At 61.5% G+C, this 18,583-nt stretch carries 20 protein-coding genes; 6 read left to right on the plus strand and 14 right to left on the minus strand.

What is annotated here, in order from left to right; translation table 11 throughout:
• Positions 1-45: 45 nt before the first annotated feature.
• Positions 46-1,611 carry an acyl-CoA synthetase gene (locus PSV33_RS18490; RefSeq protein ID WP_300564024.1) on the minus strand — a complete coding sequence of 522 codons (1,566 nt, stop codon included), beginning with the start codon at positions 1,609-1,611 and terminating at the stop codon, positions 46-48.
• 145 nt (positions 1,612-1,756) lie between these two features.
• Between PSV33_RS18490 and PSV33_RS18495 the strand changes: the two genes are divergently transcribed.
• From PSV33_RS18495 to PSV33_RS18515, 5 genes are all read left to right on the plus strand, one after another.
• A complete protein-coding gene (locus PSV33_RS18495) occupies positions 1,757-2,587 on the plus strand; it encodes a hypothetical protein (protein ID WP_300564026.1) in 831 nt (276 codons plus the stop codon).
• A 120-nt stretch (positions 2,588-2,707) separates the two neighbouring features.
• Entirely contained in the window at positions 2,708-2,899 is a 192-nt protein-coding gene (locus tag PSV33_RS18500; RefSeq protein ID WP_300564028.1) for a hypothetical protein, read from the plus strand.
• Between the two features lie 7 nt (positions 2,900-2,906).
• Positions 2,907-3,458: an ABC-three component system protein gene (locus tag PSV33_RS18505; RefSeq protein ID WP_366945611.1), complete on the plus strand. Its 552-nt coding sequence runs from the start codon at positions 2,907-2,909 to the stop codon at positions 3,456-3,458.
• Positions 3,452-3,952: an ABC-three component system middle component 5 gene (locus PSV33_RS18510; protein WP_300564032.1), complete on the plus strand. Its 501-nt coding sequence runs from the start codon at positions 3,452-3,454 to the stop codon at positions 3,950-3,952. Before PSV33_RS18505 ends, PSV33_RS18510 begins: the two co-directional genes overlap by 7 nt.
• On the plus strand, positions 3,939-5,849 hold the full coding sequence (locus tag PSV33_RS18515) for an AAA family ATPase (RefSeq protein ID WP_300564034.1): 1,911 nt from the start codon (positions 3,939-3,941) through the stop codon (positions 5,847-5,849). Before PSV33_RS18510 ends, PSV33_RS18515 begins: the two co-directional genes overlap by 14 nt.
• Before the next feature lie 113 nt (positions 5,850-5,962).
• On the opposite strand, the gene PSV33_RS18520 is transcribed toward PSV33_RS18515, so the two are convergent.
• Both PSV33_RS18520 and PSV33_RS18525 read right to left on the minus strand, forming a co-directional pair.
• The gene (locus PSV33_RS18520) at positions 5,963-6,337 is read right to left on the minus strand and encodes a YciI family protein (protein ID WP_300564036.1); all 375 of its coding nucleotides are present in this window, start codon (positions 6,335-6,337) and stop codon (positions 5,963-5,965) included.
• A gap of 324 nt (positions 6,338-6,661) precedes the next feature.
• The gene (locus PSV33_RS18525; protein ID WP_300564038.1) at positions 6,662-7,099 is read right to left on the minus strand and encodes a cupin domain-containing protein; all 438 of its coding nucleotides are present in this window, start codon (positions 7,097-7,099) and stop codon (positions 6,662-6,664) included.
• A 106-nt stretch (positions 7,100-7,205) separates the two neighbouring features.
• Between PSV33_RS18525 and PSV33_RS18530 the strand changes: the two genes are divergently transcribed.
• Positions 7,206-8,099, plus strand: coding sequence for a LysR family transcriptional regulator (locus PSV33_RS18530; protein ID WP_300564040.1), 894 nt, complete (start codon positions 7,206-7,208; stop codon positions 8,097-8,099).
• Between the two features lie 187 nt (positions 8,100-8,286).
• Here PSV33_RS18530 and PSV33_RS18535 read toward each other — a convergent pair whose 3' ends face one another.
• From PSV33_RS18535 to PSV33_RS18585, 11 genes are all read right to left on the minus strand, one after another.
• Entirely contained in the window at positions 8,287-9,828 is a 1,542-nt protein-coding gene (locus PSV33_RS18535) for an ATP-binding protein (protein WP_300564041.1), read from the minus strand.
• Between the two features lie 51 nt (positions 9,829-9,879).
• Entirely contained in the window at positions 9,880-10,542 is a 663-nt protein-coding gene (locus tag PSV33_RS18540; RefSeq protein WP_300564118.1) for an HAD family phosphatase, read from the minus strand.
• Between the two features lie 95 nt (positions 10,543-10,637).
• Positions 10,638-11,036, minus strand: a complete 399-nt coding sequence (locus PSV33_RS18545) for a YchJ family metal-binding protein (protein WP_300564043.1) — start codon at positions 11,034-11,036, stop codon at positions 10,638-10,640.
• Between the two features lie 2 nt (positions 11,037-11,038).
• Positions 11,039-11,476, minus strand: a complete 438-nt coding sequence (locus tag PSV33_RS18550) for a rhodanese-like domain-containing protein (RefSeq protein WP_300564045.1) — start codon at positions 11,474-11,476, stop codon at positions 11,039-11,041.
• Positions 11,477-11,656: 180 nt separating this feature from the next.
• Positions 11,657-12,784, minus strand: a complete 1,128-nt coding sequence (locus tag PSV33_RS18555; protein WP_300564047.1) for an acyl-CoA dehydrogenase family protein — start codon at positions 12,782-12,784, stop codon at positions 11,657-11,659.
• A gap of 5 nt (positions 12,785-12,789) precedes the next feature.
• Positions 12,790-13,476, minus strand: coding sequence for an SDR family oxidoreductase (locus PSV33_RS18560; protein ID WP_300564049.1), 687 nt, complete (start codon positions 13,474-13,476; stop codon positions 12,790-12,792).
• Between the two features lie 65 nt (positions 13,477-13,541).
• Positions 13,542-14,735, minus strand: a complete 1,194-nt coding sequence (locus PSV33_RS18565) for an acetyl-CoA C-acyltransferase (RefSeq protein ID WP_300564051.1) — start codon at positions 14,733-14,735, stop codon at positions 13,542-13,544.
• The gene (locus PSV33_RS18570; protein ID WP_300564053.1) at positions 14,716-14,859 is read right to left on the minus strand and encodes a hypothetical protein; all 144 of its coding nucleotides are present in this window, start codon (positions 14,857-14,859) and stop codon (positions 14,716-14,718) included. The genes PSV33_RS18565 and PSV33_RS18570 overlap by 20 nt, the downstream gene beginning before the upstream one ends.
• Before the next feature lie 8 nt (positions 14,860-14,867).
• Positions 14,868-16,679 carry a bifunctional isocitrate dehydrogenase kinase/phosphatase gene (gene aceK, locus PSV33_RS18575; RefSeq protein ID WP_300564055.1) on the minus strand — a complete coding sequence of 604 codons (1,812 nt, stop codon included), beginning with the start codon at positions 16,677-16,679 and terminating at the stop codon, positions 14,868-14,870.
• 5 nt (positions 16,680-16,684) lie between these two features.
• On the minus strand, positions 16,685-17,347 hold the full coding sequence (gene can, locus PSV33_RS18580; RefSeq protein ID WP_300564057.1) for a carbonate dehydratase: 663 nt from the start codon (positions 17,345-17,347) through the stop codon (positions 16,685-16,687).
• A 46-nt stretch (positions 17,348-17,393) separates the two neighbouring features.
• On the minus strand, positions 17,394-18,575 hold the full coding sequence (locus PSV33_RS18585; protein ID WP_300564059.1) for an isovaleryl-CoA dehydrogenase: 1,182 nt from the start codon (positions 18,573-18,575) through the stop codon (positions 17,394-17,396).
• Positions 18,576-18,583 lie beyond the last annotated feature (8 nt).

Raw genomic sequence — 18,583 nt, forward strand, 5'->3', positions numbered from 1 at the left:
ATATCTGTATGTGTCTGTGTATCTCTATCTCTATCTCTATGCCTGTCAGCTGCCGGCAAACACGTCCTGGTACAGCGCCCGCAAATCCCGCTTCAGCAGCTTGCCGCTGGGGTTTTTCGGCAGTGTGTCGGTGAACACAATCGCCTTGGGCGCCTTGAAGTTGGCAATGTGTTCGCTGCAATGCGCCAGCACCTGTTGCTCGGTCAGCGTCTGGCCGGCCTTGACCACAATCACCGCCACCACGGCCTCCACCCACTTGGGGTGCGGCACGCCGACCACCGCCACTTCAGACACGGCGCCCAGGCGGTAGATCATTTCTTCCACCTCGCGGCTGGCCACGTTTTCGCCGCCGGTCTTGATCATGTCTTTCTTGCGGTCCACCACGGTGATGAAACCTTCGTCGTCAATGGTGGCCAGGTCACCCGAATGGAACCAGCCGCCCTGGAAGACGGCCTTTGTTTTCTCCTCGTCGCGAAAGTAGCCCAGCATCAGGTGCGGCGAGCGATGCACGATCTCGCCGACCTCGCCGGTTGCCACGTCGTGCATGGCGTCGTCCACCACACGCGTTTCCACATTGAGCACGGCACGCCCGCAGGAGCCGGGCTTGCGCAGCTGGTCATCGGGGCCCAGCATGGTCGCCAGCGGGGCAATCTCGGTCTGGCCGTAGAGGTTCCAGAAGCCGACATCGGGCAGGCGCCGCGCCAGCTCGCGCAGCACCTCCACCGGCATGATGGACGCGCCGTAATAACCCTTGCGCAGGCTGGACAGATCGGTGCTGTCGAACAGGGGTGAGCGCAGCAGCGCAATCCACACCGTGGGCGGCGCAAAGAAAGAGGCGATGCGGTGCTGCGCCATCAGCGGCAACAGGTTGTCCGGCGTCGGCTTGGCGGTGATGATGCTGGTGGCACCCACGTAGATGGCCGGGCCAAAAAACACGTCGAGCTGCGCGCAGTGGTACAGCGGCAGCGCATGCAGCATCACGTCGCCATGGGCAATGCTGGCGTCCACCGCGCAGCTGGCGTACTGCGAGATCACCGCGTCGTGCGTGAGCATCGCGCCCTTGGGCATGGACTCGGTGCCGCTGGTGTAGACAATCTGCGCCAGGTCGGTGCTGCCCAGCGCCACCTCGGGCGGCGTGCCCCGGGTGGCGGCCAGCTCGTCGAACGAGACCATGCCTGCCACGGGCGGCGTGGTCTCTTCCGAAGGCAGCCAGACAAACTGCGTGACAGAAGTGTCCAGCGCCGCGGCGCTGCGGGCCAGCTCGGCCAGGCCCGAGTCGGTGGCCAGCATCTGCGCCTCCGCATGGCGCAGGATGAAGGCCACCTCTTCGGCCTTGAGCATGAAATTGATGGGCACCAGCACCGCGCCCAACCGCGCCAGCGCAAAACGCATGGCCGCAAACCCGTGCGAGTTGCGCGCCAGCACGGCCACCCGGCTCGCATGGCCCACACCCAGGGCAGCCAGCCCGGCGGCCAGGCGGTCCACCACCGCGTCAAACTCGGCAAAGGTCCAGCGGGTGTTGCCGCAAATCAGGCCGGTTTTGCCCGGGTAACGTTTGGCGGTGCGGTGCAGCAGGTCGGCAATCGTCTGCCGGCGGATGGCGGGGTGCATGGGGTCTCCTTTTTTATTGAATCCAGACCCAAGTATCCGTCCAGAAGGGCCTTGCCTGCAGCGGGCCGGGCCTGCGCAGAAAAGCGCATGACGCCGCGCCGCAAGTCCACTAGACTCGCCAGACACAAAAACCAAGGAGACAACCATGCGCCAGCTCTTGCCCACCCCGCTCTTCAAACCTCTGCTATCCGCTGCCCTCGGCCTGGCCGTCCTGTTCGGCGCCGCCACAGGCGCGCTGGCTCAGACCAAACCCAAGGTGACGGACGGCGGCGACAAACCAGCCTCGGCCATCTACATCGGCAACAGCTTCTTCTATTACAACAACAGCCTGCACAACCACGTGGGGCAACTGATCCGGGAAGGCCAGCCCGGCTTGAAGCACCGCGCCAGCTCGGCCACCATCAGCGGCTCGGGCATGAACTGGCACGACGTGGAAAGCTACTTCCGCCCCAACGCCGTCGGCTCGTATTCGTTTGGCGCCAACAACACCGTCAGCTTCAACAAGCTGGACCGTCTGTTCGACGTCGCCATCATGATGGACTGCAGCCAGTGCCCGCTGCACCCGCAGCTCAAGCCTCTGTTCCATGAATTTGCGAAAAAGCATTCCGACACGGTGCGCAAACACGGCGCCAAGCCGGTGTTCTTCATGTCGTGGGCTTACAAGGACGTGCCGTCCATGACGGCAGAACTGGCCGAGGCCTACACCCAGGCCGGCAACGACAACAACGCGCTGGTCATTCCGGCGGGCCTGGCCTTCGGCAAGTCGATTGCCAAGATGCCCGAGCTGAATCTGTACGTGGCCGACCTGCGCCACCCGAGCGTGGCCGGCAGCTACCTGGCCGCGTGCACCACGTATGCGACGTTGTTCAAGGCCTCACCGGTGGGAATGAAGTACACCGCCGGCCTGGACCCGGCGATCGCGAAGCACCTGCAGACGGTGGCTTGGGAGACGGTGCAGGAGTATTTCAAGCCCTGAAGCCGAATAACAAAAGAAAAGCAGCATCTGGTACTAACCCTTAATTTTCCAGCGTATGCTTAAATGGCAAGCACAACAGCTTAATGGGCACGGACGCTTAAAAGCTCAAGGGAGGAAAAAATGGATTGGACCGAATTAGGGAAATGGGCGTTAGCAGTTATTGCTGCATTAGCTGCTGTTGGCCTGGTTATCAAGGTAGTAGTGACTCGAAAGTCGAAGACTACCAACACTACACGTACGGTTACGCAGAACAATAACAAAGCCGGGCGGGACATCGTTGGTGGCGACCAGATAGACAACAGCAAACGCTGATGTGAACATGTCGACCACGCAGACCGCGAACAAGGCTGGCCGCGACATCATTGGTGGGAACAAGATCGAGCAGTTCGCTGCTCCATCAACGCCTCTCACGCGTCTTTACGAAATCTTTCGGGACGCCAATGCAGCCGCACCATACACCGCGCAAATTTCTGACATGCTGCAGCACTACTGTGCGACCACCACGGGGTCTGATGTTCGCGGGTTAGAGGAAAAATTGAACGCGAGCAATCGCCAAGACCTACTTGCAGATGCCTCCATGTGGAAAGAGCAGGCGAGCAAGATGATCATGAAGTGGCAAACCTCTCCAGTAGCTCAAGACATCCTCACGCATATCCTTACCCGACTCCACGCGGAATTTACGCTGAATGTACGGCCCGCAGTTGAGGCAGGGAAAACACGGGAAGAAGTAGACGAACTTATCAGCAGCAAAGTCCTTCAACCTGCGCACGTCATGCTCGGAGACAACGATTTAGGTTTGTCGTATATCGACCTGCTGGGACTGCTATTTTTCCTTGGCGGAAATTGTCACATCAGGTGGGACAAATGCTGATCTACCATCCTGCATTCGATGCCTACCATTGCGTCTTCAGAATGCTGAAGGTCCTGGCAAAGGTTCCTACCCTCGAGTTTGCAAAGCTTCGAATACTGGATTTTTATCTATGTTTTCCTGCAGAAGTATCTGATATCCAAATACCGCGAGAGCAGGTTGGAATAAAAAAAGCAGCCAAAGAGATACGAAATGAGTATCGCGGCCCGGTAAGCGTGTCGCGAACTTTCCGAGATATGGAAGCCATCCATCTTGCCGCAGCACGACTGTTAGCTTCTTCGCGGTTTCTAGATCCCACCAGCCTCGAAAACGGCATTATTGTCCGCACAGAAACTCCTCTGCCCGAAGCTCTAGATAAAAAATTGCAGGAAGAGGTTTTTCTTGAAGGCTCAGTCCCTGACTACATTGTGTCCAGAATGAGTCAAATTCCTTTGACCGGAATGAATGGATTAAAGCAACGCACAGGCCTTATGGAGTATAGATATGACGCTGCTTAGTCCGACACTCATCGTGAATGAACTGGCGGTTTTCAAGGACGGTCGCAATACGCTCGCGATTTCATTTCACAAAGGGTTGAACATTCTTCGTGGTCAAAACAGCTCGGGAAAAACAACCACCCTAGATTTCATAGCTCATACTTTGGGTGCAGAGGATATTCCTTGGAAGAAGGAAGCTCTCCTCTGTGATTACTCAATTGTGGAGGTTTCGTTAAACGGCCGGCGCGTAACCTTGCGACGCGACGTTAACGACAGCCGGCAACAACCCATGTATATATTTTGGGGAGCATTAGATGAAGCGATGCGAGCTCCGATCACCGCCTGGGAGCTATACCCTTTCCGCCGAAGTCAAAATAAACTTAGCTTTACTCAGAGCCTGCTGGTAGCACTGGATTTACCTGAAGCGCAAGGAGATGGGGCATCGAATCTCACGATGCATCAGTTCTTACGTGTGATGTATGCGGATCAACCTTCCTTGCACAGTCCAATTTTTCGCATTGACTCATTCGATAACGCCTTGACAAGAGAAACGGTTGGAAATTATTTGTCTGGCGTTTATAACGATAAGCTCTATTCGGCTCAGCTCTCGAAACGAGAATTAGAAAAAGAGATATCTCAAGCGGATTCTGAACTAAAGAGCATATTTACCGTTCTTGCCAAATCCAAGCAAGACATCAATATGGAGTTCTTTGGGCAGCAAATTCTTGAGGCTGAACGTCGAAGGACTTTTCTTCTAGCGGAACTGGCTCGTATGAAGGTGGAACGCACTGTTGAACGCGATAAGAAGAGGACTAGCGATGAAGGCCCACTGCGCGCAGCTTTGGACAGCGCCAAAAAGGGGCTCGCGACCTCGTTAGATGCTATCGCGCGACTGGAATTTGAACTTCAAGACTCGCGCAATTTTGTTCAAGAAATTGAATCGAGGCTTCTTCGGCTTGATGAGTCAGAAACAACCAGGAGTTATTTTGGCTCAGTGGCCTTCAATTTTTGTCCATGCTGCTTAGCGGAAGTTAAGCCCCCAAGCGCAGCCTCAGAGCAGTGTGCTTTGTGCAAGAGTCCGCTACACGACCCATCGGGCGAAACGCAAATTCTAAGAATGCGCAACGAACTCCGCATTCAGCTACGCGAGTCAACTGCGCTTATCAATGCGAGGGAATCAGAACTTCGACTACTACGGACAAGTGTTCCTAGCGTGCGTCAAGAACTCCGGAGTCTGGAAGGAAAGTATTTGGAGGCAACGCAGAGTTGGTCAAGCGACCTAGAAACTGCGATTGAGGCTGCGTCGAGAGAAACGGGGTCTTTGGATCAAGAGATCAAAGGTCTTTATGAAAATCAGAAGTTGGCGGGCGCGATAAAGGACTTGCAAATTCGACGCGATGCCCTGCTTCAGAAGTTGTCAGAGTTGGATAGCTTGATTGAATCACTTCGCTATGCTCAAGACGGAACCAAAAGAGACGTTGCGTTGACAGTCGCCAACTCGGTTAGCCGGTTATTAAAACAAGACTTCAAAAGACAAGAGGAATTTAAGAGTGCTGAACACGTGCAGTTTAGTTTTATTGACAATCAGGTCATCGTAGACGGCTCAGCAAAGTTTTCAGAGAGTTCCACTGTTTTCCTAAGGCATATATTTCATTTGGCTCTACTTAGTGCGTCTACTAAGTTGCCAGCAATGCGATTCCCAAGATTTTTGATGTTGGACGGCATTGAAGATGGTGGTATGGAGTTAGCTCGCGCTTACCATCTACAAGAAATTATTGCCACCGAGTGTGCAAGTTACGAAGTGGACTACCAACTTATATTTGCGACCTCGCAAATTTCTCCTTCGTTAAACAACGAGCGATTTGTAGTCGGCCGTTCATTCACTGAAGATCACAAGTCCTTGGAAATCCTAGCGTAAAAATCTAGAGGCGAATATGAAAGAAATGGCTTTCACGGGATGATTTTCGTACGGGACCGGGGACGACATGCTGCCAACTTGCCGGGTGCCACAACTTCAAGCTGAAGCTTGAGCTACTTTTTTACTGAACAGGTGCCGATCGGGTGCACTTCGATGCCCCAGCCAATATGCTCACCCAGCGTGGCTGCGGGATGCAGCGACGCGATGCGTATGGCTTCCTCCTTGTTGGGCGCTTCGATGAGGATGACGCCACCCACCAGTTCCTTGGCTTCGGCATAAGGCCCGTCGGTCACGGCGGGCTTGCCGCCGCGCGGGCGCAGCGCAAAGGTGGCCTGGGGCCCTTCGAGCGAGGCGCTCCAAAGCAGGCCACCGGTTTGCGCGAGTTCGGCATCTTTGACCGGGCACTGGCTCACAAGCGCCTGCATGTCGGCGGGCGCCATGGCGTCCATTTTTTCGGGGTCGTAATAAGCAAGGCAGAGGTATTGCATGGAGATGTCCTTGGGTCGGTGGTTGATGGTCTCACCTGCACGACGAACGGCTGGCCCGACTTTCGACATCTTGCCCCAGGCTGAAAAAAAACTCCTGCAGGAAAGCTTCTTTTGCGGAAGATCCGGCCTGCGCTTCGGCTGGCCATGGCCCCGGCGATTGAATCAGTTTGCCTCTTTTGCTCCTGTTTTTATAGCTGCTTGCGCCCGCCACGCAGGGGCTGGAGGCCAATTTGATGCACAAATTTCGTCCGCAAGCCCCTGCACCCCAAGTCGAAGCCCGTCACCGCCGCCAGGCCCCGCGGTGCGCGCCGCGGCTGCGGCCCGTCAGTGCGCAGCGTCCAGAAACGGCGTGTTGGGGTCGCTCACGTAGAAGATGACCACCCGCAGCGGGTCGGTGGCGCTTTTGTTGTAGCCCGTCATTTTCACGTTGGGCGGTTCGACAAACGCCTGGCCGGCGCTGAGGACCACCGGGGCCCTGCCCTCCAGGTCCAGCGTGAACTGGCCTTCGAGCACGTACACCGTCACCGGGGAGCGATGGGTGTGGAAAACCGTCCTGTCGCCGGGCTTGAACGCGGCGGTCATCACCCTGACTTCCTGCGTGTCGCCTCTGGGCATCTGCAGCACGTTTTCTTTCAGCACCAGCTGGGGCGCGGCCAGGCCGGGCGCCTGGGCATGAACCGCCGACACGCAGAAGGCAGCGCCCAGCAGCAAGGCCAGGCAGGCCCGGCGGGCGGGCAGTTTGGGTTCATGGCGTGGGTTCATGGCAAGGCCTTTCAGCAGAGGGGAAGATGCGGCCAGTTTAGGCAGCGCCCCGGTTGGGCGCCAGCCGCAGAACTGCATAATGGGGCCGCACCGACGCGGAGCTCACATGTTCGATTGGGATGACCTCAAGCATTTCCTGGCCGTGGCGCGCCACGGCAGCACCACCGCCGCAGGGCGCGCGCTGAACACCGACCAGTCCACCGTGCAGCGGCGCATCACCCGGCTTGAACAGCGCATTGGCCAGCCCCTGGTCGAGCGGCGCCCCAGCGGCTACCGGCTGACCGCTTACGGCCAGCAACTGTTGCCGCATGCGCAGCAGGTTGAGCAGCAGATGCTGGCCCTGCAGAGCGTCGTGCAGTCTTCCGCGCGTGAGCTGAACGGGGTCATCCGCCTGACCTGCCCGGAACCGCTGGTGGCACGCATCACCCGATCCCCCTTGCTGGAACACCTGCACACACGGCACCCGGGCCTGCGTGTGGAGTTTGTCATGAGCGACCATTACGTGGACCTGGGCAAGGGCGAAGCCGATGTGGCGCTGCGCTCGGGCGACACCGTGGACAACCAGCTTGTCGGGCGCAAGGTGGCCGATTCGCTGTGGGCGGTGTATGGGGGCCGCGATTACCTGGCCCGCCAGGGCAGCCCGGCGCGCACCGAGGACCTGGCGCAGCACGCCTGGACAGGCTTTGACGAAAGCATGGGCCCGCACCGCGCGATGCAATGGCTGCACCAGGTGGCGCCCGGCGTACGCCTTGTGGCTACCAGCGGCAGTGTGCTGGGCCTGGTTCAGCTGGCAAAAGCAAATGTGGGCCTGGCCGCGCTGCCGACGGCGCTGGGCGATGCCGAACCCGACCTGGTGCGGGTGCTGGGCCCGGTGCCCGAACTGAAACGCATCTGGCGCCTTCTCACCACGCGGCAGCTGCGGCGCACGCCGCGGGTGTCGGCCTTCTTTGATTTCATGGCCAGCGAGCTGGACACGCTGCGCCCCATCCTCACAGGCTGAGCGCTGCCGCCGGCGCGTCCGGCCCGGCCCCGGCGGCGAACACTGCAAACACTTCTGCTACAAGTTTTATAGCTGCTTGCGCCCGCTCCACAAGGGCTGAAGGCCAATTTGACGCACAGTTTTCACCTGCAGGCCGCCTGGCCGCTCGTCAAGGTCCGACAGCGCCGACAGGCCGCGCTCTGCGCGCCTACGCAACCGCCGGTGGCAAGGTCACATGGAAGGCGGTGCGGCCGGGCACGGAGTCATAACCGATGCTGCCCCCCATGTGCTCGACCATTTCCTTGGCGATCGACAGGCCGAGGCCCGAGCCGCCTTTTGGCCGGTTGGTCGTCATCTGGGCCTGTGCAAAACGCTGGAAGATGCGCCCGCGAAATTCGTCGGGAACACCGGGGCCCTGGTCCGTGACCTGCAGGCGGACAGCGCCGCCAGGGCCGGCCTGCGAAGCCTCCACCCGCACCTGGCTGCCCTTGGGGGCAAACTTCAGTGCATTGGAAATCAGGTTGGCCAGCACCTGATGCAGGCGCTGGGCGTCAGCGAGCAGGTGCAGGTCGGCGCCGCCCGAGACTTCAAGCCGCACGCCGGCCGTCTTTGCCACGGCTTCAAACGCCTGCGCTGCGCGCTCCAGCAGGGGCGAGACAGCCAGGGCGTCGATCTGGAACGTCATCTGGCCGGAGGCCATCTTCTCCATGTCCAGGATGTCGTCCACGATGGTGCGCAGGCGCTCTGAATTGCGCGCGGCCAGCGTCACCAGCCGCGCGGCGCCTTCCGGCAACACACCGGCAATGCCGCTGTCAAGGAGCTTGACGGCACCGTGGATGGAGGTGAGCGGTGTGCGCAGTTCATGGCTCACCACCGAAATGAACTCGCTTTTCATGCGCTCCATTTCCTTGCGCTGCGTGATGTCGGTGACGATGGAAAGGATGACCGGCCGGCCAAAGCTGGACACCAGTTGCCAACGCGCCTCCACCGGGTAACTGCCGCCGTCGCTGCGCCGCCGCACCCCTTCAAACACAACTTGCGGCGCGCCTTCCTGCAGCTGCTGCACATGGGCGTTGAAGGTTGCATGGCTCTGGCCTTCCATCACGTCCATCGACGTCATGCCGCGCAACTGCTCCAGCGAATAGCCCAGGCTGCGTACCGCGCTGGGGTTGGCGTAGAGGTAGCGCTGGGACTGCATGTCGGTGACCATGATCTCGTCGGCCACCGTGTCCACGAGCGCGCCAAACCAGTTGAGCATGCGGCTTTGCCGCCCGGCTTCGAGCACGGCCATCATCACATCGGCCAGCTGGGTCAAGGAATGCCGCTGGGCCAGGCTGAGTTGCCGGGGTTCGGAGTCGAGCACACACAACATGCCGATGGCGTGGCCCCGGTCGCTGCGCAGCTGGCTGCCGCAATAAAACCGGATGCCGGCGTTGGTGAGCACGGGGTTGTTTGCAAAGCGCTCGTCGCGCTCGGTGTCGGGCACCTCGAACACCGCGTGCTCAAGGATGGCGTGGCCACAGACACTTTCATCACGGGTGGTCTGGCCGAAGGCCAGGCCGTACTCGGCCTTGAACCATTGCCGGTCGTGGTCGATCAGCGTGACGGCCGCGTACTGGGTGCCGCAGATGGCCGCAGCCAGCTCGGCGAATTCGTTGAATACCTTCTCCGAGGGTGTGTCCAGCACGCCAAAGTCGTGAAGTTCGGCAAGCCGATCAGCTTCGTTGATGGGAAGGGAGGGCGCGCGCATTGGGCAGGGTGAGGTGGGGGCATCTTATCGCGTGGGGCCGCAGCTGGCCGTTCAACCCAGCAGCGCGGGCAGAACCCCCATGTCGGCAAAAACGTGGCGGGCGCCCGCCCTGAGCAGGGCGTCGGGCGCGTCGTGCCCGGCTTCGGGCGGGCTGTAGCCGAACACGGTGGCGCCTGCGGCGACGCCTGAAGCTACACCCGTCACGGTGTCTTCCACCACCACACAGCGGTGCGGGGCGATGCCCAGTGCGGCGGCGGCGGCCAGGTAGACATCGGGCGCGGGTTTGGAGCGCGGCATTTCGTGACCGCTGAAGATGCGGCCGTGGAAGCTGGGCATGAGGCCGCACTTTTCCAGCTGCAGCTCGACCTTGAAACGGTCGGCGCCGGAGGCGCAGGCAATGCGGCCTTCGTACAGCGTGTGAATCTGCACCACGGCTTCAAGGGCGCCGCGAATCGGCAGCAGGCCTTCGGCAAGGGCCTCGTTGCGCCGGCCGCGAAACTCGTGCAGCCACTGCTCGGTCAGCGGCTGCCCGGTGTTGGCCTCGATGACAGCGATCTCGTCCTTGACGGCCTTGCCGATGAACAGGCGCATGCATTCGGCAGAGCTGAGCTTCCAGCCGGCTTCTTCCAGCATGTCGCGCAGCACGCCGTTGGTGATGGGTTCGCTGTCGACCAGCACGCCGTCACAGTCAAACAACACGGCTTCAAATTTCAACACGGGTGGCCTCTCTTCAAAATGCTATTGATTCAGTAGCTGGCAGCGCACGCGGAGCAAGGGCCAGAGGCCTTTTTGTTCACAAACTTCTGGCGCTACAGCTGGTCGCCGTCCACATAGTACCAACGGCCGGCTTCGCGCACAAAGCGGCTGCGCTCGTGCAGGCGCACGGCCGGGCTGCCCGGGCTTTTCTGGCGGGCGACAAATTCGACTTCGGCGTGGCTGTCGTCCAGCACGCGGTGCTGGCGCACCTCCAGCCCCAGCCACTTGACGCCAGGGTCGAACTCGATGCCTGGCGGGCGCTGGCTGGTGTGCCAGGTGGCCAGCAGGTAGTCGGCGCGTTCGAGCACAAAGGCGGCGTAGCGCGAGCGCATGAGCGACTCGGCGTCGGGAGCGGGTGCGCTGTCGAAGCTTTCGATGAAGCGGGCGCAGCAGGCGGCGTAGGCCAGCGGGCGGCTGCGCGCATCGGCCCGGCCGCAGGGGCAGGCGGCCACCGTCAGCCTTTGGCCGGATGGCGCGCCGCGTGGGCCTGCTTGTGCGCTTCCAGGGTTTCCATCGGGGCGCCCTGCTTTTTCCACTCGGCAAAGCCGCCGTCGATGTGGGCCACGTTGGTCATGCCCATGTCCTGCAGGGTTTTGGTGGCCAGCGCGCTGCGCCAGCCGGCGCCGCAGAACAGGATGAACTGCTTGCCCTCCTCACCAAACACAGGCTTGAAATAGGGCGAGGCCGGGTCGACCCAGAACTCCAGCATGCCGCGCGGCGCCAGCAGGGCGCCGGGCACGGTGCCTTCACGCTCAAGCTCGCGCACGTCGCGGATGTCGACAATCTGCACCTGCGGATCGGCGAGTCTGGCCTGGGCTTCGGCCACCGAATACGTGGTGACCTGCGCCATGGCCTCATCGACGAGGGCGCGGAATCCTTTGGTGATGGGCATGGGGTTGTCTCCTGTGAACGTGATGGGCGGGATGATCCAGTTTACGGCGTGCATTACCACCCGCCAGCATCCCCGGGCTCTGTTCAAGCAGGGGCCGCGGGACCGGCTTTGCCGGACCGCAGGCGCCGCCCCCTGCAAGGGGGAGGAGGCTACACGCAGTGAGCCTCAACGGGGGTGTGCTTAAAGTGCTCTTTGAATGATGATTTTCTGCACGTCGGACGTGCCTTCGTAGATCTGGCAGACGCGCACGTCGCGGTAGATGCGTTCCACCGGGAAGTCGCTGACATAACCGTAGCCGCCCAGGGTCTGGATGGCGGCGCTGCAGACTTTTTCGGCCATTTCGCTGGCGAAGAGTTTGGCCATGGCCGCTTCCTTCAGACACGGCAGGCCGGCGTCGCGCAAACTCGCCGCGTGCCAGATCAGCTGGCGTGCGGCCTCGAGCTGGGTGGCGCAGTCGGCCAGGCGGAAACCGACCGCCTGGTGGTTGAAGATGGCGGTGCCGAAACTCTGGCGCTCCTTGGCGTACTGCACGGCAAATTCAAATGCGCTGCGCGCCATGCCGACGCTTTGCGCGGCAATGCCGATGCGCCCGCCTTCGAGCGCACCCAGCGCGATCTTGTAGCCCTCGCCCTCGGCACCGATCAGGTTCTCGGCCGGGATGCGGCAGTTGTCGAAATTGATCTGCGCCGTGTCGCTGGAGTTCTGGCCCAGCTTGTCTTCAAGACGCGCCACCACATAACCCGGCGCATCCGTCGGCACCATGAAGGCGCTCATGCCTTTTTTGCCGGCGCCCTTGTCGGTGACAGCAATCACCACGGCGGCGTGGCCGTTCTTGCCGCTGGTGATGAACTGCTTGACGCCGTTGATCACGTACTCGTCACCCTCTTTCACCGCGGTGGTGCGCAATGAGGACGCATCGCTGCCCACATGTGGCTCGGTCAGGCAGAACGCACCCAGCATCTGGCCCTGCGCCAGCGGCGTGAGCCACTGCTTTTTCTGCGCGGCATTGCCGTAGCGCAGCAGGATGGCGTTGACCGGGCAGTTGGTCACGGAAATCGCGGTGCTGGTGCCGCCGTCGCCGGCGGCGATCTCCTCGATCACCAGCGCGAGCGTCAGGTAGTCGAGGTGGGCACCGCCCAGCTCTTCGGGCACGCAGATGCCGTAAGCGCCCAGCGCTGCCAGGCCCTGGTGCGCCTCTTTCGGGAAGTGGTGCGCCTTGTCCCAGGCGGCGGCATGGGGCCAGAGCTCGGTCTGGGCAAAGTCGCGCACCGCGTCGCGGATCATCTGCTGGTCTTGGGTCAAAAGCATGTTGGCTACCAGGTGGCAAAACGCGAACCGTCATGGTCGAGGAACGCGCCTTTGTGTTGCGGGCCCAGGCCCGAGATCGTCTGCCGCATGCTGGCCACGCTTTGCGCCACCGTCAGCGGGGCACCCGCGCCGCCCATGTCGGTCTGCACCCAGCCAGGCGACATGGCGACCAGAATGGCGCCGGGGTAGTCGTGCTGGGCCGAGGCGACGGCCATGTTCAGTGCCGCCTTGCTGGCGCGGTAAACCCAGCCGCGGCTGTTTTCAACGCCGTCAATTTTCGCCATCGTGCTGCTGATGAAAACAAAGCAGCCTTTGCCGCCACCGCCCGACCTGGCCGCTTCGACCATGGGCGTCACCTGCGGAATGGCCTGCATGGCCCCCAGCACATTGGTGCGCATGGCCTGGTCGAAGGCCTCGCGCGTGGGCGGCGTCAGCGCATCACCGTGGGGGAACACACCGGCGACGTAGAGCGCAAGGTCGATCTCCTCGCCGTCCAGCAACCAGGCCAGGCCGCTGATGCTGGCCGGCTCGGCCACATCGACGCGCAGGGCTTTGGCGCCCAGCGCTTTGAGGCGTTGCAGGCCCGCGTCGTCGCGTGCCGTGGCAATGACCTTGGCGCCGTCGGCCAGGTACTGGCGCACAAACTCCAGCCCGATACCGCGCGAGGCGCCGATGACGAGTACCGTGCTCATGTCAGGCTTTCATGCATCAAATTAGCCTCCAGCCCTTATACAGATTGCGCCACCAGCTATTTAATTTATAGCAATTCAATGGCGATTGCCGTGCCTTCGCCGCCACCGATACACAGCGTGGCAACACCTTTTTTCAGGCCGCGGGCCTTGAGCGCGTACATCAGCGTGACGATGATGCGGGCGCCGCTGCAACCAATCGGGTGGCCGAGCGCGCAGGCGCCGCCGTTGACGTTGACGATGTCGTGGCTGATGCCGAGCTCTTTCATGGCGGCCATGGGCACGACGGCGAAGGCCTCGTTGATTTCCCACAGGTCCACGTCTTTCACGCTCCAGCCGATTTTCTTGAGCAGCTTGTTCACGGCGCCGACCGGCGCGGTGGTGAACCACTCGGGCGCCTGGGCAAAGGTGGCGTGGCCGACGATGCGGGCCAGCGGCTTGGCGCCCAGCTCCTTGGCGGTGGATTCGCGCGTGAGCACCAGGGCGGCCGCGCCGTCGTTGATCGACGAGCTGGACGCGGCAGTGATGGTGCCGTCTTTCTTGAAGGCAGGACGCAGCGTGGCGATCTTGTCGAGCTTGACCTTGCCCGGACCTTCGTCGATGGAAATCACGGTATCGCCGCTGCGGCCCTTCACGGTGATGGGGGTGATTTCGTCCTTGAAGGCGCCGGACTCGGTGGCGGCCTTGGCGCGGTTCACGCTGGCGGTGGCAAACGCGTCCTGCGCTTCACGCGTGAACTGGTACTTCTCGGCGCACTGCTCGCCGAAGGTGCCCATGGCGCGGCCCGGTTCGTAGGCGTCTTCCAGGCCGTCGAGCATCATGTGGTCATAAATGCGGTCATGGCCGATGCGGATGCCGCTGCGCCCTTTGAGCAGCAGGTGCGGTGCATTGGTCATGCTTTCCATGCCGCCGGAGACCATCACGTCGCGGCTGCCGACCAGCAGCTGGTCATGCGCGAGCAGGGTGGCTTCCATGCCGGAGCCGCACATCTTGGACAAGGTGACCGCGCCCGCGCTGGCGGGCAGGCCGCCCTTGAAGCCGGCCTGGCGCGCCGGCGCCTGGCCCTGGCCGGCCATCAGGCAGTTGCCGAACAGCACTTCGTCGACTTTTTCGGGGGCAATGCCCGAGCGTTCGATGGCGGCCTTGATGGCAGCGCCGCCAAGGTCGTGCGCGGCGAGGCTGGAAAAGTCGCCCTGGAAGCCGCCCATGGGGGTGCGGGCAGCGCCGAGGATGACGACGGAATCAGTGGTGGATGTGGACATGGTTTTCTCCTGGGTTGAACAAGTTGGACAAATTGAAAAAATTCTTGCGCTGGCACCACTCGCACATGTAGTCGCGCATGTAGTCGCGCCCGAACAGCGAAGTCAGCATGTCGCAGATGATCATGGCCGGCCTCAAGCTTTCTGCGCCGCGTGCCGGCGCAGAAAACGCCGCTCGCGCTCGTAGGGAAACACGTCGTGCACGTGGCCGGCGGCAATGCGCTCCTTGTGGCCCTGCCAGAAGGCGGCGTCAAGCAGGTCGGCGTGGTGCTTCATGAAGACCTCGCGCACGGCGGCGTTGCCCAGCAGGAAGGGCGCGAAGGTTTCCGGGAACACGTCGCGCGGCCCGACCGAGTACCAGACCTCGCCGCTCATCTCTTCTTCTTCGTTGCGCGGCGTGGGCACCTTGCGGAAGTTGCAGTCGGTGAGGTATTCGATCTCGTCGTAGTCGTAGAACACGACCTTGCCGTGGCGCGTGATGCCGAAGTTCTTGAACAGCATGTCGCCCGGGAAGATGTTGGCGGCCACCATGTCCTTGATGGCGTTGCCGTATTCGACCACGGCGCGTTCGATCTGCGCCCTGGCCGCCGGCTCGTCCACGCCGGTGTCGAAGGCTTCCTGCAGGTAGATGTTGAGCGGGATCATGCGCCGCTCGATGTACACATGCTTGATGATGACTTCGATGTTGCCATCGCCGTCGCGGTCGCTGACCTCGAGCTGGCTGGGCGCGAATTTTTCGATCTCGGCAATCAGCTCGTCGTCAAAACGTTCGCGCGGGAAGGCCACCTCGCTGTACTCCTGCGTGTCGGCCATGCGGCCGACGCGGTCGTGCTGCTTGACCAGCAGGTACTTGGCCTTGATCTGCTCGCGCGTGGTGTCCTTCTGCGGCGGGTAGTAGTCCTTGATGACCTTGAACACATAGGGAAAGGAAGGCAGGTCGAACACCAGCATGACCATGCCCTTGATGCCAGGGGCGCTGCGGAATTTGTCGGTGGAATGACGCAGGTGGTAGAGAAAGTCGCGGTAGAACAGCGTCTTGCCCTGCTTGGCCAGGCCCAGCGCGTTGTAGATTTCGGCACGCGGCATGCGCGGCATCATGCTGCGCAGGAACTGCACATAGGCCGAGGGAATGCCCATGTCCACCATGAAATAGGCCCGGGCAAAACTGAACAGAATCAGGAGATCGTCCTCGCCAATCAGCACGGAATCAATCGCCAGCTTGCCTGATTTTGCGTGCAGCAGCGGCAGCGCAAAGGGCAGCTCGTTGAAGCCGTTAATCAGCTTGCCGACGATATAGGCGCCCTTGTTGCGAAAGAACAGGCTAGATAGCACCTGGATCTGGAAGTTGGCGCGCAGCTTGACGTCGCCCAGGCGGGCGTCGAGTTCCCCGACCACGTAGCCGGCGTCGCGCGCCAGGTCTTCAAACTCGATGTGCAGCTCGAAATCGTTGACCAGCCGGACCAGGTGGTCGTGCAGGGTGTCGCGCTGGGGGTAGTAGGCCCGGTAGGTAGGCCGCGCGGCGGGCTCGGTATTTTCAATGTACTCGGTGCTGATCGCCGGCCGCACAAAAATGAAGTCGTTCTGGAAATAGCTGCGGTGCAGGATCTTGGTGGTGACCGAGTTGAAGAAGGTCTCGGCCAGTTCCGGCTGGTGGTGGTCGACCAGCAGGCCGATGTAATGCAGCTTGACCTGGTGCCAGACGTCCATGGACTGCTCGCCCGCCTTGAACTCGCGCTCCAGCCGGTTGGAGGCCTCGCGCACCCGCAAGTCGTAGAACTCGATGCGTTCGCGCTGGGCCCGCTGCTGGCCATGCCAGTCGGCGGTTTCAAAGCGGTGTTTGGCGCGCGCCGACTCGGTACGGAACAGCTGGTAATGGCGGTTGAAGCCGTCCATCATCGCCTTGGCGATGTCGTAGGCAAGCGGCGAGTCGAGGCGCTGGGGAAACATGGCCGTCAGGCGGGGCGCCGGGAGTCCCAGACACGTTCGACGGCCGCACGGTAGAAGTCGTCAAGCTCCGCGGGGTTGGCAATCGTCATTTTCAGGTCCTGCAGCAGGCCGTCGTGCACGCCGAAGGCCCAGCCGTGGATGCTGACTTTCTGGCCCTTGGCCCAGGCATCGACCATGACGGTGCTGACGCAGACGTTGACCACCTGCTCGATCACATTGAGGTCGCACAACGCATCGGCGCGCACAGCCTCGGGCAGGCTGTCGAGCAGCTGGCGGTGGCGATGCCGCACGTCCTGGATGTGGCGTATCCAGTTGTCGGCCAGGCCGATGCGCGCGCCGTCCAGCGCCGCCTGCACGCCGCCGCAACCGTAGTGGCCCACCACCATGATGTGTTCGACCTTGAGCATGTCCACCGCGAACTGGATCGCCGACAGCGCATTGAGGTCGGAGTGCACCACGATGTTGGCCACATTGCGGTGCACAAACACCTCGCCCGGCTCCAGGCCGGTGATCTGGTTGGCCGGCACGCGGCTGTCGGAGCAGCCGATCCACATGTACTTGGGCTTTTGCTGCTTGACCAGCTTGGTGAAGAAGCCGGGCCGATCACGTTCAACCTGCTCGGCCCAGGCGCGGTTATGGGAAAAAAGGTCTTGGATGGAGGAAGTCATGCTGGTATTTTCACCTGCTGGGTCGGACACGGCCTGCACGGACGGCTCACATGGTTTCAGCAAACAGCTCGCGCCCGATCAGCATGCGGCGTATCTCGCTGGTGCCGGCGCCGATTTCATACAGCTTGGCATCGCGCCAGAGCCGGCCCAGCGGGTAGTCGTTGATGTAGCCGTTGCCGCCAAAAATCTGCACGCCCTCGCCGGCCATCCAGGTGGCCTTTTCGGCGCACCAGAGAATGACGGAAGCGCAGTCCTTGCGCACCTGGCGCACGTGTTCGGTGCCCAGCAGGTCAAGGTTTTTGGCGACGGTGTAGGCAAACGAGCGGCCGGCCTGCAGCACGGTGTACATGTCCGCCACCTTGCCCTGGATCAGCTGGAACTCGCCGATGCTGGTGCCGAACTGCTTGCGGTCATGAATGTAGGGAATCACACTGTCCATGACGGATTGCATGATGCCCAGCGGCCCGCCGGTGAGCACCGCGCGCTCGTAGTCGAGGCCGCTCATGAGCACCTTGGCGCCGCTGTTGAGGCCGCCCAGGATGTTCTGTGCCGGCACCTCGACGTTGCTGAACACCAGCTCGCCGGTGTGGCTGCCGCGCATGCCCAGCTTGTCGAGCTTTTGCGCCACGGAAAAGCCCTTCATGCCTTTTTCGATCAGGAAGGCGGTGACGCCACGCGCGCCGAGTTCGGGTTCGGTCTTGGCATACACCACCAGGGTGTCGGCGTCGGGGCCGTTGGTGATCCACATCTTGCTGCCGTTGAGCAGGTAATAACCGCCCTTGTCTTCCGCCTTGAGCTTCATGCTGATGACGTCGCTGCCGGCGCCGGGCTCGCTCATGGCCAGCGCGCCAACATGCTCTCCGCTGATCAGTTTGGGCAGGTATTTTTTGCGCTGTTCTTCGCTGCCATTGCGCTTGATCTGGTTGACACACAGGTTGCTGTGCGCGCCGTAGGACAAGCCGACCGAGGCGCTGGCCCGGCTGATTTCTTCCATCGCGATCATGTGCGCCAGGTAACCCATGTTGGCGCCGCCGTACTCCTCGCTGACGGTGATGCCGAGCACACCGAGGCTGCCCATTTTCTGCCACAGGTCCATGGGGAACTGGTCGTTGGCGTCGATGGCGGCGGCACGCGGCGCGATCTCGGCCTGGGAAAATTCGCGCACGGCGTCGCGCAGTGCGTCAATGTCTTCGCCAAGCTGGAAGTTGAGTCCGGGCAGGTTGTTCATGGGAAAGT

It is taken from the genome of Polaromonas sp., assembly GCF_029945895.1.
Taxonomy (GTDB): domain Bacteria; phylum Pseudomonadota; class Gammaproteobacteria; order Burkholderiales; family Burkholderiaceae_C; genus Polaromonas.